Here is a 16,051-nt window from a genome sequence, read left to right on the forward strand (position 1 = left end):
CCGAAGATCCACTCCGTATTGCCAATCCGATCTATGCAGAAGTCGTCCCGCGCGAATTGACCTACGCAGCCCAGGTGGGACTCAACGAGGATACAGCATGGTACGTCAATGCCGATGGCAGTTTGAATGTGGTGAAATTAATGACCGCGTTTCAGACCTTCTTCCGCGAGCACTCAGAGCACTGGGTAGCGCGATTCCAATATCAGGAGGCAGGGCCGCAACTTTTGCTCCAGGCATTTCTCCAGCGCATTGTGAACAGCGGTGGACGCATTGAACGGGAGTATGGTTTGGGGCGTGGACGCACCGATCTGCTCATCTTATGGCCTCAGGGCGATCAGACGCGCAAAATTGTGATTGAGTGCAAACTTCTCCACAAGAGTCTGGATCAGACCATTGCCGATGGCCTGGAACAGACCGCGGAGTACATGGATCGGTGCGATGCGGAGGCGGGTCATCTGGTGATTTTTGACCGTCGTGAAGGGAGACGTTGGGCGGACAAAGTATTCCGCGATCGCCGGACATCAAGTAGTGGAGTCGAGATTGAGGTGTGGGGAATGTGACGGCATTCTCGCACATTGTCCATTTATTGATTATGATCTACAATGGACTGTCATTAGAGAGAGGATGAAAATGGATGCAAAAATCAAAAAGTTGCAGGTGGATCAGGCTGTGAAATCGCAGTCGCGGCGGGCGTTTAATCTGTCGCGGAGTATTCACGGCTGGGCAGAGCGACCATTTCGGGAATACGAGTCGTCAAAGGCGTTGGCGGCGTATTTGGAGGAGAACGGATTTCAAATTGAATTTCCGTGGAAAAATATCCCGACGGCTTTTCGCGCTACCTGGGGCACGGGCAAACCCACTATTGGCATGTTGGGTGAATATGACGCCTTGCCCAATTGCGGTGCCGAGGAGGGCACCTGGGGCCACGGCTGAGGCCATAATCTTTTGGGCGTTGCCCCGGCCGCAGGTGCGGTTGCTGCAAAAACAGTATTGGAAAATTTGAAGTCACCCGGTCAGGTCATCTATTACGGCTGTCCGGCTGAAGAGACGCTGGCGGGTAAAGTGTATATGGCCCGCGATGGCGCGTTTCGAGATCTGGATGCGGTGCTGGCGTGGCATCCGGGATCGGGTACGGGTGTTAGCAATTATGGCGGTTCGTCGCTGGATTCGTTGGTCTATGAGTTTTTTGGCAAGACGTCTCACGGCGCGAGTGCTCACAATGGGCGCAGTGCATTGGATGGTGTGATGTTGATGGATGTTGCGGCGAATTATTTGCGCGAACACGTTCCCGAAAATGTGCGTATCCACTCCGTGATTCGAGACGGTGGAGATGCGCCCAATGTGGTACCGGCTTATGCGAAGGTGTGGTACTATGTGCGGGGGAAGGATCGTGAACAGGTGAATAAAATACGCAAGCGATTGAACAAATGCGCCAGGGGTGCGGCGATGGCTACAGAAACGACTATGAAATGGCATCGTATCACGGCTGTGTATCCGCGTTTGCCAAATGATGTGATGTGCGAAACTGTACGTCAAAACCTCAAATTATTTGGTCCGCCGCGCGCTTCTAAAAAAGATAAGGAACGCGTAAAGGAATTGGGATACAAAGGTGAATTTGATGGGAAGATCAAAATGGGGAAGGGGTCACAGGGGCGCGGGTCTTCGGATGAAGATAATGTGTCGTGGCTGGCACCGATGGGTCGGTTTCAGATGGTGTGTTATACAAAGGGCACGCCGGGCCATCACCGCGATATGACCGCGCAGGCAGTAATGCCTTTTGCCGAGCGCGCGGTTTTGCAAACGGCCAAGGTGTTTGCAAAATCGGCTATTGATCTGATTTTGGACAAAAAGGTGTTGCAAGCAGCCCGTGCAGAATTTGTGAAGGGAACAAAGGAGTTTGAGTACGATCCACTGATTCCGAAACGCCAGAAGGTTCCCGTGGATCCTCCATAGAAGGAGATGAGATTTGAAAGCACAACGATTAATATGTACAGATGTCCGGCGGATTGAATTGGAAGACTTTGATCTACCGCGTGTGCCGGATAATGGCATTTTGGTGCAGAATGATTATACCGCCATGAGTGTTGGTACGGAAATTTACAATTATGCGCACGGGGGTGAACCGTCGCGTGCAAGGACATTTCCGCGGCCAACAGGGTATTGCAATACGGGTGTGGTGATCGAGGTGGGCAATGATGTGAAGGGGATAGAACCAGGTGATCGCATTTCCGCGCAGGGCAATCACGCCAGTCATGCGGTTATAAGTGGGAATTTTCTCAAGACTCCCGAAGGTGTTTCGCCCAGGTCCGCGGCTTTTATGGTTATGTGTGCGATTGCCATGCACGGGCATCGGGTTGGACGGCCAGAATTGGGTGAGGTTGTTGCGATTACTGGTATGGGTATTGTGGGCCAGTTGGCTGCGACCTTTGCGCGGTTGGCTGGCGCGCTTCCGGTTATTGCGATTGATCTGGATGATTTTCGATTGGGTAAGGCGAGAGACAGGGGGGCAGATATTTGTGTCAATCCCAATACCGCGGGGGATGTCGCCGAAGTGGTGCGCGAGCATTGCGTGGGCGATGGTGTCGATCTGGTCATTGAAGCGACAGGTATTCCCGCGGTTTATCCCATGGCGCTGACTTTGCCGCGGTTGGGGGGGCGTCTGGTCGCGCTGGGGTCTCCGCGAGGTACCGTGGAAGTGAGTTTTTTGCCCGAGATTCACTTGCGCGAGATCACGATTCTGGGCGCGCATCAGCCCAAGACGCCGGATAATGACCATATTTATTATCCGTGGAGCAAGCGCAGAGATCGCGAGTTGATTTTGCGTTTGATGGCTGCGGGCAAGTTGCCTATCGAAGATTTGATTACCCATGTTGTCCATCCCGTCGATTGCCAGACTACCTACGACATGCTCGCCGATAACCCGAGAGAAGTGTTGGGCGTGGTATTTGAGTGGAGGTGATCTCGCCTGCTGAAATAAAATCCCTGTCAGAACCATAGAGGAGATCGAATATGAGACACCACTCTTTTAAAAATTACAAGTACGGCCTCCATGAGCGGAATGTATTTGATTTTTATCCGGCACAATCAGACGAACCCACCCCTGTTGCAGTGTATATTCACGGCGGCGGTTTCAGAAATGGCAGCAAGGATGGGATTCGTAATGAGACATTGAAAGCTTTATTAGATGCGGGCATTTCTGTCGCGGCTTTTAACTATCGTTATGTCCAGCAGGCTCCTTTGCCTGCTGCGCACTACGATTGCCGACGAGCGCTTCAGCTTCTGCGTTCCAAAGCCACCGAATGGAACATCGATAAAAATCGGATCGGTGCATTTGGCGGATCGGCCGGAGCACAAATTTGCATGTATCTTGCTTTTCACGAAGACATGGCCCGTCCAGACAGCGGTGATCCAATCGAACGCGAATCTACCAGACTTCAGGCCGTGGCTACATCTGGCGGTCAGACCACGATGGACGTTGCCTGGTGGAAGAAGAATATTCCCGGGTACGACGAATCCCATCGAGATTTTTATCAGAAACTGCGCGTAAAACCCAATAGCAGAGAGCTTTAGCGTTGGGTCGCATGGCGAAGCGCATAGAATCCCTGCTTTCGCAGGGACATGCTTATGGGGGATTGCTTCCGTGTAAAGTCATCACGGAACATGCTTAGCATGGTGGCACATTGCTCAAGGCAATATGAGCGGTGGAGCGGTGTACAAGTGCGCCAGCACTTCATCGACCAAAATCATCCGTTTACTGACTACATAAAACTTGCATAAATGACTGTTTTTGTGTATATTTACATTATGGAATACTTAACATACAAATACAAAATGTATAGTCTCTGTGATCGCAATATGTATATCCATAGGGATATAGATTCTTTTGCTGAGGTGTATAATCATTTCATTGCCTTGCACAAGCGATACTATCGGCGTTTTGGCACGTATCCGAGTAAATTCACAATGATTAACCATTTGGCAAAGCTGAAAAGAACAACACGCTTTGCACATTGGCGTTTGTTGCCGTCACAGGCATTGCAAAATGTGATTGAGCGCATAGACTTTGGCTATCAGAAATTCTTTGCCAGAGATAATAAGCGTCCGCCTACTTTCAGGTCTCGCTTTCGATATCAGTCCTATACGCTGAAGCAAGCAGGATACAAATTCCTTGAGCGTAACAAGGTGCGTATTGGCAAGCGTATATTCAGATACCATAAGAGCAGAAAGTTCGATGTAGAGCGTATCAAGATGGTCACAATCAAACGTGACCGCGTAGGCGATTTGTGGCTATGTGTTGTTGCAAAGGCTGCGGGTATCAAGTCATTCATGATCAAGAACGGTAAAACCGCAGGTTTTGACTTTGGCTTGCAAACATATCTAACAGCCTCAGACAGCACAAGGACACAATCGCCATTGTTCTTCAATCGCAATTCGAGGAAAGTCAAAAAGGCTAATCGCAATCTTTCTCGCAAGAAGAAAGGTAGCAACAATCGTCATAGAGCCAGAGTAAGTCTTGCCAGAGTGCATCGGCGCGTTGCTAATCAGCGTAGAGACTATCATTGGCGACTTGCCCATCAACTGTGTAAAGAATATGACGTAATGTATTTTGAAACGCTGAATATCGACGCCATGAAAGCGTTGTGGGGCAGAAAGATTAGCGATTTGGGCTTCTCAGACTTTTTGAACATTCTCAAGTATGTTGCCAAAAAGACGGGCAAGGTTGTCAAACAAATCGACAAATGGCTGCCGTCGTCAAAGACCTGCTCGGCTTGTGATACAGTGAAAGAGAATCTCGAATTGCGAGAGAGAACATTCCATTGTTGTGAGTGTGGTCTTGAGATAGACAGAGACCTCAACGCGGCGATAAACATTCACAGGTGGGGGCGTCCACCTCTGGCGGAGGTAGCGTAAGACTTGCCGAACTTCGGGAACGCAAGCAACTACTGTTGATCCCACAATCCCTGCTGAAGCAACAAGATTCTACAATCCCAATGCTTTAGATTTGGGAATACGTCAACCAGGTTCAAAAAATAAATATCAAAGTAATGTTGACTACTTTATCTCAATGTTAAAAAATAGGAGCCAAACCACAAAATGAGGTTGCGCCGAGAAACCAGTAAGTAAACGCCAGATGAACGGCGCTCGGATTGAGTTCGTGCAATTGCCGGACGCTATATGGCAAGATCCTATCGCCAATCCCGCCGATTGTCAGGCTATCTACGACAGGCTTGTCGATAATCCAAGAGAATCGCTGGGTGTGGTGTTTGAGTGGGTTTGACCATATTTGCTAAAATAAAATCCCCGTCAGATATGATTCTGGCGGGGATTTATACTTATGGCGACTACCGGCTATCGCCGTTTGTTAAGTGAATTTGATATACACGCACTGCTTAGAACGCTCCAAAATTACAGAACCTCCACGACTTGCTACACGTCAGATACTCCCGAAATTTTTGTTGGCAACGGAGGTAGTTTGACGCCATTTCGCTTGATAATCGCAAGAATAATCCTGCTACAGAGATTCAGGGCATCATTTGCAAGTGAATTGACCTCCTGCTCTGCCAACTGCTTGCTGCCATGAAACAAATGACTGCGGAGATCATAAAGCCTACCCCATTCTTCGTGTAGATGGCTGAGGCTATTGCGACATAGCACACGTTTCACACGTTGTCGTACGCTAATCCGCTGCCTCCGATTCTCAACCTGTGCGACCGTCTCAACGGCTGAAAAAGCGAGTACAATTCTGGCAAGTGGCTGAGGATTGATGCGAGCAAGATTCAAGAGTTGCACCGCGATAGTGACTTTGGGTTCTGTGATTGACGGCTGCTCAGCCAGTTCGTGCAGGGCATCGAGAAATAGATCAGGATTGGAGGTCTTTGTTACTTGTGGCTCCGAATAGGGAATTAACGTATTGTCATCATCGGGTAGAATTGAAAGGCCATGAACATCAGGCGCGGACCGCTGGTGAGGGGCCAGCCGGCCCATTGAGCGCCACCAGTCTTCATTGATCCAACTCAAGACCTTGTCTAGTCCCGTATCAGCACCAAGTTGAGAACAGAGTGCCGCAAGCTGTACATTTGCACGGAGCCGCTCACCGAAAGCACGAGCTTCCGGTTCAGTGGCGAACCCACGCGCTCCCAATACGATCCACTTAGCTTTTGAAATCGGCTGGCCATCTTGGCGGGATCTGATCGTCACTTCTCGGCCAGCAAGACGAGTGGTAAGACATACTTCATTAGTGCCCAGCGTTTCAAGCCGTATCTGTAGGCGGAGGCGAAATCCGATAGTTTCCTTTATGTCATCAATTTCCATTTTTCTTTCTTACCAAATACTGAATATGGTTATTTACTTGTTATACAGTTGATCTCGGTCTGCATGGACCTCACCACCCAGACTGAATTTACGTACGGTGAACATTTTCTTCGGTGTAGGCGAGGTAGCATTGTCGGGAATCCACTCCCATACTGATTGACCGTTGTGCAATACTCTTATGCCACCGAGATTAGTCAAATCAGATATAGATTCGTCCAACATGCACTCCAATACCACAGGGTATAGCTTCCCGTGTATTTTCTGAAATTCATGCTTGACAAGGTACGGCACTTTAACGCGGTCAACCCTTACGTCTGAACCAAATTTCTCTCGCAATCGTCGCTCGCTTTCTGCGCTGAGTTCAAAATACCGATATTCTTCGTCCTCTGTTTCAATAATCTCAAGGGCTGGTGGCGTTAATGTGTTTCGATCAAGCAATTCTTTATGCACAGGAGTTGCGACATCATTCTCCTGATGCGGCGTCTCACAGTGAGGTTGGACAAAGATAGTACAGCGAGCGACAACTGTGCTTCCCAATGTGAGCTTGAACGACTTGAGAGGAGAAAGTGTCGCAAAGGGAGCCTTGGGAGAGAGAAATGATATCCAGGCCGGTGATATACCGCTTTGATCCGGTGGAGCCAAAAGTTCCGCACGCATTGACCAGGGTACCGCATCTTCATTGCTGCCATTCAGATGTGCCTCAGCACTTAAAAACTTCGTCGGCCAGATGTCTCGTAGTTCTGAAGAAAAACATATCTTCGCTAAGAGCTCTTGCTTCATAGATTCACCTCAGATATTTTTGCGCCTTTTAATTGGTCAAAGCGAGCAAAATATCAGGCTCCGATGCCATCGAGTTTACCTAAAAATTCTATTTCTTCCGCAATGATTGCGGACAAGCGTATTTCTAAGACAAAGCCTATCTCATTTCCAAACCTTGGGTCACCTTCTGCTGCCCCCATTTTAGTGCCAGTTCCGGCGTGGTGGTAAGGTGCTTGCCTCGTTCCATACCGCCCAGTTCTGGTTCAAGACGATGAGATTTTTTTGCGCTTTCAAGCTCTGCTTTGCTGACTCGTCGAAAGAATACTGCTTCATTGCGGTCAATTCGATAGCTGGATGGTGGGTTATTGGGTGCCGGCCGCTTCAGGGGCATGAGGGCGAGTCGTGAAAAATTGTCTTAGGATTAAATTCAGCGTGTCTCATCGTGGTCTGTGTAAAAATATATCCATATAGAGCTAATAAGTCCAGTAGGGATTTGAGAATTAGACTGTCGCAATTTGTTACATGGCTTTTTTCTTTGACAAGTTGCTTTTGAGGCGCAATTATAGGGGTTGTAAAAATGCAGATTCAATGTTTAAAGATATTTACGAGGTGATCAATGGCTTTCAAGACTACTGATTTGTGCGATGAGCACGAAACTGATCCAGCACTTCAAGTTGCCGAGCCGATATTCAACGACTATGGCGGTGTTACGGCATTTTGCGGTCCAATTGCCACGGTCAAAGTTCACGAAGACAATGTGCTGGTGCGCGAGATACTCGAAACCCCAGGCGAGGGGCGCGTTCTCGTCGTCGATGGCGAGGGTTCGACATGGTGTGCGCTTTTGGGGGATATGGTCGCTGAAATCGCCAGTGACAATGGCTGGTCGGGGATTGTCATAAATGGCGGTGTGCGCGATGTGTCTGAACTTGCACAAATTGAAATAGGTGTCAAGGCGCGCTTTGCTGTGCCGCGCCGCAGCCGAAAAGAAGGCAAGGGCCGCCAGGATACGCCTCTTGCTTTTGCTGGTGTCGCCTTTCTTCCAGGCGATTATCTCTACGCCGATGAAGACGGCATTTTGATTGCTACGAGAGATTTGTTAGACGCGCAGGCTTGACCTGCAGTACAACCTTACATTATGGAGATAAACTATGCCGCAGACAGATCGACCCAATATTCTCTTTATTATGGATGACCAGCATCGTTTTGATTACATGGGCTGTGCAGGTGCTGATTTTGTTCGCACACCCAATATTGACCGTCTGGCAAAGCAGGGGGTGCATTTTACCCAATGCACGACAAATTGCCCGGTTTGCGCGCCTTCGCGCATTGCACTGGCTTCTGGCATGCAGCCCTCGCGCCTCGGTTGCGTTGGAAACAATTGCTTCTTGCCTCGCAGCCAACCGACTTATTACCAGCAGTTGCGCGATTACAATTATTACGTGGGTTGTGTGGGCAAGCTCGATCTGGCCAAACCCGACGGGTATAATGGGCGCGATGGCGACAGGCCCGCTACGTATATGTGGGGCTTTACACATCCGGTTGAATGCGAGGGTAAGATGCACGCTGGGCATTCCAAAACACCACAGGGCCCTTATAACCACTTTTTGGAAGAAAGAGGATTGCTCGGTGCTTTTGTCGATGATTATACCCGTCGCTCCAAAGAGGGTTATCACGCTTCCTGTCACGATTCGGTCTTGCCTACCGAAGCGTTTGAGGATGTGTATATTGGGCAGCGATCTGTCGAGTGGATTGAGAATATTCCGGGGGATTTTCCCTGGCATTTATTTGTGAGCTTTGTAGGCCCCCACGATCCTTTTGATCCGCCAGCCGAATACGGGGAGAAGTACCGCGATGCAGAGATGCCACCCGCCACGCCTGCAAATTTGCCGGGTAAGCCCGCTTACTTGAAAGATCGCATCAAAGACATGACCCCGGAAAAAATCGCAGAGACCCGACGGCAATATTGCGCGGCAATTGAAGTTATTGACGATCAGATCGGCGAGATGCTCGCGGCTGTGGAACGGCGGGGTATGACCGATAATACGTATGTTATCTTTTCCAGTGACCACGGAGAAATGCTGGGCGATCACGGTTTGTACACTAAAAGTGTGCCTTACGAAGCATCGGTACATGTTCCGCTCATTGTTGCGGGTCCCGGCATTGAAGGCGGTCGCGTCTCAGATGCTCTCGTTGAACTCATTGACATAAATCCAACGATATGTGATCTTGCTGGCGTGCCTCCGCTTTCGGATATCGATGCGCGATCAGTTGGCGCAGTGCTTCGCGGAGAGGCAGAGGAACACCGCACGGAAACCGTGAGTGGCATACAAAATTTCAGGTGTATCCGTACGCGGGAGTACAAATTGGTGGAGAACTACAACGATGTTACGGAACTCTACGATTTGATTGCAGATCCTGGTGAAGAACACAATATTGCCGAACAGGAGCCAGAGGTACGGCGCGAATTGTCTCGCCGTCTCTCAGCGCGTTATTTAGAAGGCACATGGTATCGGTAGGAGGGAATCGTGAAGTACACCAAACTTCCCGGCACGGATATTGATGTTTCTGTTATTGCTCTGGGTTGCTGGCCTTTTGCTGGTGGTGATGTTTGGGGAGATCAAGACGACGATGTATCTGTCGCTACGGTGCATGCCGCGCTCGATGCGGGTATCACTTTTTTCGATACGGCAGAAGGCTATGGCAAGTCCGAGCGCGTGCTGGGGCAGGGTCTTAAAGGTCGTCGGCAAGACGCGGTGATTGCCACGAAAGTAGGAGGTGGTCATCTTTCATCCGATGATTTGCCCAAAGCCTGCGAACAAAGCTTGAAAAGTCTGCAAACCGATTATATCGATTTGTACCAAATTCACTGGCCCAATCACAATATTCCCATCGCAGAAACAGCAAGCGCGCTTCAGCGTCTCCGCGATCAGGGAAAAATTCGGGCTATTGGCGTTTGCAATTTTGCCTGCGGCGATTTGCGCGATTTGCTCGCTGTTGGCGATATTGTCACCAACCAGTTGTCCTTCAGCTTGCTCTGGCGCGTTATTGAACGCGAGATTCAGCCGATGTGTTTGGAAAACAATATTGGCATTATCTGTTATAGCCCACTGATGCAGGGGTTGCTTACCGGACGTTATGCCTCTGCGGATGATGTGCCAGATGGCCTGGCGCGAACCCGCCTGTTTTCTGCTGACCGCTCCATGTCCAGGCACAGTGAAGAAGGCTGCGAGGCCGAAGTGTTTGACGCACTGAAGAAAATTCGCGATGTCGCCGATGAAGCAGGTGTGGCAATGGCAGAGCTTGCCCTTGCCTGGGCACTACAACAACCCGGTATTACATCGCTTCTGGTGGGTGCGAGAAATCCCGATGAAGTGCAATGGAATCTCCCTTCGGTTGATCTCGCATTGTCAGACGATATATTGCAACGCTTATCTGAAATTACAGAGGGTGTTAAAGACAAACTCGGCAATAATCCCGATATGTGGATGTCGGCGTCGAGGATGAGGTGAAAGGTGTCCGCAGATGGACGCAGATGGACACAGATAAAAGGCGAGAGGCAAAGAAGGGCTGGGGGTTGAGCGGACGGGATTTGATCGCTATTGGAAACACGATGCGACTTGTCTTTGTCTCATTTTTTAGCTACGCTACGTTAGAAAAGATCAGGAGGCTCTCATGGCTCATCTTCAGATTGACGACCCAGAAACATTTTTTCGCACATTTGCAGATCTTTTGGCTGCTGGCGAAGACGACAAGCACATGGCCCGAAAATTGGGATGCTCGCGGGGCGAAAGCAAGCGCAGGCGACAGGCATTTCAAAAAGGGGGCATTGTGACTGAAAAGGGCGTATCGAAAGAAAAATTGGATGCGTGGCTGTCTTCAAGTGACGGCCAGCGCGCACAACGCCAGTGGGAAGGCCATCACAAGCGTCAACAAGCTATGGGGGCAACGGGTACCAAACCGCAAAAGGGATTTCGCAGACAGCCCGAAGTCAAGCGCGGTTGGATGCGGCAAAAGATTTGAGGTTGTGCAATTAGTGTAAAAAAGCTCACCGCTCGTCGCGTTTTAAGTCCAGCCAATCGAGTTCTTCTGGTGTGAGTTTTAAGTTGAGGGCTTCGATATTGGCCCTGCACTCATCGGGATGGAATACGCCGATTAGTGAAAAGAGATTCAGGGGCTGATTCAGGTTGAATGCCAGGGCGATTTGCGGCACGGTCAGTTCTTTTTCTTTTGCCAGTTCTCCCGCGCGGTCCAGGCGTTTGAAATTTTGTTCGTAACAATAGGCTTCGACACAAGAGCCGGGCAGGTTTGCCTGGTAGTCTTCAAATGTTTCGCGCGTGAATCTGCCTGAGAAAAATCCCTGTGCGAGACTCGACCAGGTAAACAGGGGCATGTTTTGTTCTGCGTACCACGCGCGGTCCGTCTCGTTGTCAGGTCCACTGATGCTGATACAGCCTCTCCAGGGTTCTTTCACCTGTTCTGCAAGGCTGTAATTGGGACTGCTCACGGTAAATGGTTCCAGGTTGTGCTTATATGCGTATTCATTGGCTTCTTGAATGCGCGGCACGGTCCAGTTCGATCCGCCAAATAGTCCGATTCGGCCCGCTGCTTTGTGTTCGTTTAGTATTTCTACTATGGGGCCAACTGCGACATTTGGATCGTCGCGGTGCAATACGTAGATGTCGATAAAATTCGTGCGGCAACGTTCCAGAGAAGTGGCCAGGTCTGCCGTAATATCAGGTGGGGTGACTTTATTTTTTTTTCCAGTGTGGTGTGCGCCCTTTGTCAAGATGACGGCTTCTTCGAACAGGCCGCGCTCGTCGAGCCATTGTCCCAAAACGCGCTCACACTGCCCGCCGCCGTAAATATATGCTCCGTCAAAGCCGTTGACGCCGAGCGCCCATACGCCGTCTAACAGGTCAAATGATTCTTGCAGATCGTTTTCGCGCAACATCATTGTACCTTGTAAAATGCGCGAAATTTTTTTGTCCATTCCTTCAATTGTGCCGTATTCCATTGGCATAATATTATTCCCTTTCCATCGGATATTTCAATCCCCATTGTTCCCGAATCGCGTCCAGGGTCTGCATATTGGCAAGGGTATCGTCGTGTGACATGAGATCGCTTTCCAGCTTGCCTTCTCTTACGCAGCGGGCCACTTCGGCAGCTTCACACTCGTATCCATTGCCAGCGCATTCCAGTGTCATCTCTTCCTCTTTGTCACTGGCGGACAGGATTGCGGTGCGTCCATCCCAAAACCGCGGTACGGTGATCATGCCATCCGTGCCGAGGATTTTTGCCTCGTGTGGGGTTTTGATTCGCACGCCGCACGAGATCAATGCGAGTTGTCCTTTGTCGTAGCCAAATACTATAGCTGCCTGTTCATCTATTCCGGTTTCGCCAATATGCGCCTGGCTCGAGATGGTGGCAGGTTGTGTGTCGAAGATCATGGACGCATAAGAGATGGGGTAAATCCCAATATCGAGCAGTCCGCCACCGCCGAGTGCGAGATCGAATAAGCGCCCTTTGGGGTTGAGGCGGGCCCGAAATCCAAAATCGGCGTATAACATCCGCACTTCACCAATCGCGCCGTCTGTAACCCACGCCTTTACCTGTTGAGTGATGGGCAAAAATCGGGTCCACATGGCTTCCATCAAAAACACGCCTTCGCTACGGGCGACTTCGATAACTTCTCTGGCTTCGTGCTGGTTGATTGTAAATGGTTTTTCGCACAATACAGGCTTGCCCGCTTTCAGGCAGAAGATACTGTTCTCTTTGTGAAAGGGATGGGGCGTTGCCACATAAACCGCATCGACTTCTGGATCTTCGGCGAGTGCTTCATAAGAGGCGTGGCGATTGGGTACATCATACGCATCGGCAAAGGCGTCGGCGCGTTCCTGACTGCGCGATCCCACAGCGACGATTTGTGCATCGTCGAGGGCGCGCAATCCCGTGGCGAATTTATGTGCAATATTACCGGGACCGATAATACCCCAGCGAAAAATATCACCCATTGTTTATCCTTTTCTGATTATGAGGTGGAATACAGAACGTACAAAATCATACGCACGGCAAGGAGGGTTATTAGCCATCTTAAAAGTATGCGAAAATGGTGCTCGGGCACGCGCCCGCGGATCAGGGTTCCCAGATAAGACCCAAGAGATGCCGAGGCGATCATGCCAATGACCAATTTCCAATAGGGTGCAAAGACAAATCCCAAAAACCCAAATGTCAAAATTTTCATCGCATGGCTCGATGCCATCTGAACCGAATGCGTGATTACCGTGTGATCTCGGGGGAGGTTTTCTCGCAGGAGAAATGGCATATTGAGCGGACCACTTACACCAAAAAACAAGGATAAAGCAGTTTGAAAAGCACCCAGCAGTGTGAATTTTGCGGGTAAATCAGGCGCGCGGGAAAATTTGGGCATCCACGTGATGATTAAAATAAAAATACCCAAAAAGAGGGGCATGGTTTCCCATTCAATGTCGGCAATAAAACGAGAACCCACCGCGGCGCCAATCACTGTTCCGATTGCGTATTGCCCCACAAGACGCCATTCGGTATGCTTGAGGCCAATGAGCGCGCGGCTCAAATTGCTGGCAATTTGCACCAGTCCGTGAACCGGGATAATCGCCGCTGCGGGGAGAAAACCCGGCATAATCGCAATGAGGACAACGCCGCCGCCAACGCCTCCCACAGCCGCGATCATCGATGTTATACACGCCGCCCCGATTAAAAACCAATCCACTATTGCCATGCATTTATCACCAGGTCATATAATGTGTTACAGGCTCGCCCTGTTTGGCGGTAAAGCGATCATAACGCGGATGGATGAAATCTTCGGTTGCATCCATGTGGGCGTAAAAATCTCGCGTCATCTCTTCTCTTTTTTCCGGCTGTGTATCGTATAAGTTGTCCAATTCAAAGGGGTCGTCAATTAGATTGTACAACTCGCCGTAATTTTTTGCCGGATAGTGAATATATTTCCATTCCCGCGTGCGGATGCAGCGTTTATCGACCGCTTCGGCAAAAATTACGTCTCTTATTTCCGATTGTTCGCCATTCATCAGCGGCGATAAATCCATGCCCTGCACGCATTCGGGCGCGTCAAAACCCGATAGCTGCGCGATTGTGGGAAATAGATCTACGGTTTCGATCAGGGCGTCGCAGTCGCTGCCGGCACGACCGGGTATGGCGATAAAACACGGTATATGTAACATGCAGTCGAGGAGAAATGGCGCTTTGGCCGGGATACCGTGATCGCCTAAAAATTCACCGTGGTCCGATAGAAAGATCACGATGGTCTCATCCGCTATGCCTTTTTTTGCCAGTGTTTCAAGGATTAGCCCCACTTGATGGTCAATTTGCGATACCATGCCGTAATACGCCGCTTTCATCTTGCGGAATGTCTCGTCGGAAGCCTGGTCAAATCCGCGGTATTTGTGGTGTTCTGCTTTAAAATACAAACCGTATTCGGGCGGCTTTTTTGCAATGTCGTCTTCTACATGTCGAAAGGGCGGCATCGCATTGGGATCGTACATATTTGCAAAGCGCCCAGAGGGAACGTAGGGATGGTGAGGTCCGTAGAATCCCACCCATAAGAAAAAGGAATTGTTCGTATCCAGTCCTTCGAGGTATTCAATGCTTTTCATTCCCACATAGGCATCGATGTGGCAATCTTCGGGGAGGTCGGATGGCACGGCGCCGAGGTTTTTGCGAAAATTGGGCAGGGCGTATCCCGTTTTATATTCGTATCCCCGGTCGCGAACATATTGCTCAAATGGATTGGGATCGGTGACTGTATAATTTCCATCTGCTCGCTCTTTCCATCCCCGCCGTATTCCCACGGCGTCCATGTGGTCGAGTATTTGTTGAAAACGCTGCTGTCCAATGCCGTGCTTGCCCACGCTGGCGGTTGTATAGCCCTGATTTTTGAACGCTTCTACCATTGTAATTTCATTTTCGTTGAGTTTTGATCCATTCCATTTGACGCCGTGATTTTTGGGATAACGCCCGGTCATAAATGTCGCACGCGACGGTGAACACACGGGATTTTGCACAAAGCATTTTGAAAATCGCGTACTCTTTTCAGATAAGGCATCAATCGCAGGCGTTTGTATGACGCGATCCCCTGTGCATCCCAGCGTATCATACCGCAAATGGTCTGTTGTGATAAATAAGATATTGGGTCGTTTAATCATCGCATACCTCATAGCAAATCATTGCTTAAAATTGTTGGGCACCAGAATTTTTCAATAAACGAGATTACCAATTGCGTGCCCGCTTCATGACTCACATAAGGCGGCTTTGCGGGGTTGTACATCGCGTCGGTCAAATCTCGAATTAGCGCGACCTGAATACCCCAGCGCGTCATTTGTTTGATTGCAAATGTGCGATGCAACACGCACATGTTGGTATGCACACCCATGATGAGCATTTTGTCGATTTCCCGGTGCTGCATATAGCTGTAAATTTCTTGTCCCTGATCGGAAATAATATCCCGTTCCTGGTCAATATCTATTCCCGCGTGTTGTCGCGTCCAGACCTGCGTGTTGATTTTTTTTGGGTCTTCACCCGTGTCTGACCCACCATCTGAATCGTCAATTGGCAGTGGGGGATCAGCGAGATCCAAATTTTCAGGCGGTTCAACGGGTGGGACATCCAATACCCGTCTCCGCGCAGGCGTATTGGCATAAACATCGAGCGTGCCCGAGGGTGCGTGAATAATGGTCACACCTTGCTTGCGCGCACTTTGCACAACGGCGTTCATGCGGGGGATCATTGCCTCCAAGCGCTCGACCGCACCGCGACACCAGTGGTTGTTCCACACATCGCATAATAACAGGACTGTTTGCTCGGGAGGCCAATAGACGCGTTCTGTTATTGTTTCCCAAACTGTGTGTTCACTGTCGTCCCACAATAAGGTCTGATGCTGCACGGTTAGATTCATGGTGCCCTCCATATCAAAGATCAGGTTTCC

The 16,051-nt window shown here is 49.8% G+C and carries 19 protein-coding genes; 11 read left to right on the top strand and 8 right to left on the bottom strand.

Annotated features, from left to right (window positions below; translation table 11 throughout):
- The 7 genes from OXH16_12495 to OXH16_12525 all read left to right on the top strand — a co-directional run.
- Positions 1 to 560: ATP-binding protein (locus OXH16_12495; protein MCY3682213.1), on the top strand; the 560-nt coding region annotated here is incomplete at its 5' end.
- A 70-nt stretch (positions 561 to 630) separates the two neighbouring features.
- Positions 631 to 933, top strand: coding sequence for a hypothetical protein (locus OXH16_12500; protein ID MCY3682214.1), 303 nt, complete (start codon positions 631 to 633; stop codon positions 931 to 933).
- Positions 934 to 945: 12 nt separating this feature from the next.
- Entirely contained in the window at positions 946 to 1,953 is a 1,008-nt protein-coding gene (locus OXH16_12505) for a peptidase dimerization domain-containing protein (GenBank protein ID MCY3682215.1), read from the top strand.
- Positions 1,954 to 1,966: 13 nt separating this feature from the next.
- A complete protein-coding gene (locus tag OXH16_12510; GenBank protein ID MCY3682216.1) occupies positions 1,967 to 2,959 on the top strand; it encodes a zinc-binding alcohol dehydrogenase in 993 nt (330 codons plus the stop codon).
- 50 nt (positions 2,960 to 3,009) lie between these two features.
- Positions 3,010 to 3,570, top strand: a complete 561-nt coding sequence (locus tag OXH16_12515; protein MCY3682217.1) for an alpha/beta hydrolase — start codon at positions 3,010 to 3,012, stop codon at positions 3,568 to 3,570.
- 285 nt (positions 3,571 to 3,855) lie between these two features.
- A complete protein-coding gene (locus tag OXH16_12520) occupies positions 3,856 to 4,911 on the top strand; it encodes a transposase (protein MCY3682218.1) in 1,056 nt (351 codons plus the stop codon).
- 220 nt (positions 4,912 to 5,131) lie between these two features.
- Positions 5,132 to 5,278 (top strand): hypothetical protein, encoded by a 147-nt coding sequence (locus tag OXH16_12525; protein MCY3682219.1) that lies wholly within the window; start codon positions 5,132 to 5,134, stop codon positions 5,276 to 5,278.
- 149 nt (positions 5,279 to 5,427) lie between these two features.
- Here the strand turns inward: OXH16_12525 and OXH16_12530 are convergent, their stop codons facing one another.
- The 3 genes from OXH16_12530 to OXH16_12540 form a co-directional block, all read right to left on the bottom strand.
- Positions 5,428 to 6,312: a hypothetical protein gene (locus tag OXH16_12530; GenBank protein ID MCY3682220.1), complete on the bottom strand. Its 885-nt coding sequence runs from the start codon at positions 6,310 to 6,312 to the stop codon at positions 5,428 to 5,430.
- A gap of 33 nt (positions 6,313 to 6,345) precedes the next feature.
- Positions 6,346 to 7,092: a hypothetical protein gene (locus OXH16_12535; protein MCY3682221.1), complete on the bottom strand. Its 747-nt coding sequence runs from the start codon at positions 7,090 to 7,092 to the stop codon at positions 6,346 to 6,348.
- Positions 7,093 to 7,228: 136 nt separating this feature from the next.
- Positions 7,229 to 7,462 carry a hypothetical protein gene (locus OXH16_12540; GenBank protein MCY3682222.1) on the bottom strand — a complete coding sequence of 78 codons (234 nt, stop codon included), beginning with the start codon at positions 7,460 to 7,462 and terminating at the stop codon, positions 7,229 to 7,231.
- Between the two features lie 225 nt (positions 7,463 to 7,687).
- Between OXH16_12540 and rraA the strand changes: the two genes are divergently transcribed.
- The 4 genes from rraA (at position 7,688) to OXH16_12560 (ending at position 11,091) form a co-directional block, all read left to right on the top strand.
- Complete coding sequence (gene rraA, locus OXH16_12545) at positions 7,688 to 8,185, top strand: ribonuclease E activity regulator RraA (GenBank protein MCY3682223.1); 498 nt, start codon at positions 7,688 to 7,690, stop codon at positions 8,183 to 8,185.
- Positions 8,186 to 8,219: 34 nt separating this feature from the next.
- Positions 8,220 to 9,587: a sulfatase-like hydrolase/transferase gene (locus tag OXH16_12550; GenBank protein ID MCY3682224.1), complete on the top strand. Its 1,368-nt coding sequence runs from the start codon at positions 8,220 to 8,222 to the stop codon at positions 9,585 to 9,587.
- A 9-nt stretch (positions 9,588 to 9,596) separates the two neighbouring features.
- Positions 9,597 to 10,580: an aldo/keto reductase gene (locus tag OXH16_12555; GenBank protein ID MCY3682225.1), complete on the top strand. Its 984-nt coding sequence runs from the start codon at positions 9,597 to 9,599 to the stop codon at positions 10,578 to 10,580.
- 163 nt (positions 10,581 to 10,743) lie between these two features.
- Positions 10,744 to 11,091, top strand: coding sequence for a hypothetical protein (locus OXH16_12560; protein MCY3682226.1), 348 nt, complete (start codon positions 10,744 to 10,746; stop codon positions 11,089 to 11,091).
- A gap of 25 nt (positions 11,092 to 11,116) precedes the next feature.
- On the opposite strand, the gene OXH16_12565 is transcribed toward OXH16_12560, so the two are convergent.
- From OXH16_12565 to OXH16_12585, 5 genes are all read right to left on the bottom strand, one after another.
- Complete coding sequence (locus OXH16_12565) at positions 11,117 to 12,091, bottom strand: aldo/keto reductase (protein ID MCY3682227.1); 975 nt, start codon at positions 12,089 to 12,091, stop codon at positions 11,117 to 11,119.
- Positions 12,092 to 12,095: 4 nt separating this feature from the next.
- Positions 12,096 to 13,082, bottom strand: coding sequence for a Gfo/Idh/MocA family oxidoreductase (locus tag OXH16_12570; protein ID MCY3682228.1), 987 nt, complete (start codon positions 13,080 to 13,082; stop codon positions 12,096 to 12,098).
- Positions 13,083 to 13,099: 17 nt separating this feature from the next.
- Positions 13,100 to 13,828 carry a sulfite exporter TauE/SafE family protein gene (locus OXH16_12575; GenBank protein MCY3682229.1) on the bottom strand — a complete coding sequence of 243 codons (729 nt, stop codon included), beginning with the start codon at positions 13,826 to 13,828 and terminating at the stop codon, positions 13,100 to 13,102.
- Positions 13,829 to 13,835: 7 nt separating this feature from the next.
- Entirely contained in the window at positions 13,836 to 15,272 is a 1,437-nt protein-coding gene (locus tag OXH16_12580) for a sulfatase-like hydrolase/transferase (protein MCY3682230.1), read from the bottom strand.
- Positions 15,273 to 15,280: 8 nt separating this feature from the next.
- The coding region (locus OXH16_12585) for an isochorismatase family protein (GenBank protein MCY3682231.1) at positions 15,281 to 16,051 on the bottom strand (771 nt) is incomplete at its 5' end.

Source organism: Gemmatimonadota bacterium (assembly GCA_026705765.1).
In the GTDB taxonomy this organism is placed as follows: Bacteria; Latescibacterota; UBA2968; order UBA2968; family UBA2968; genus VXRD01.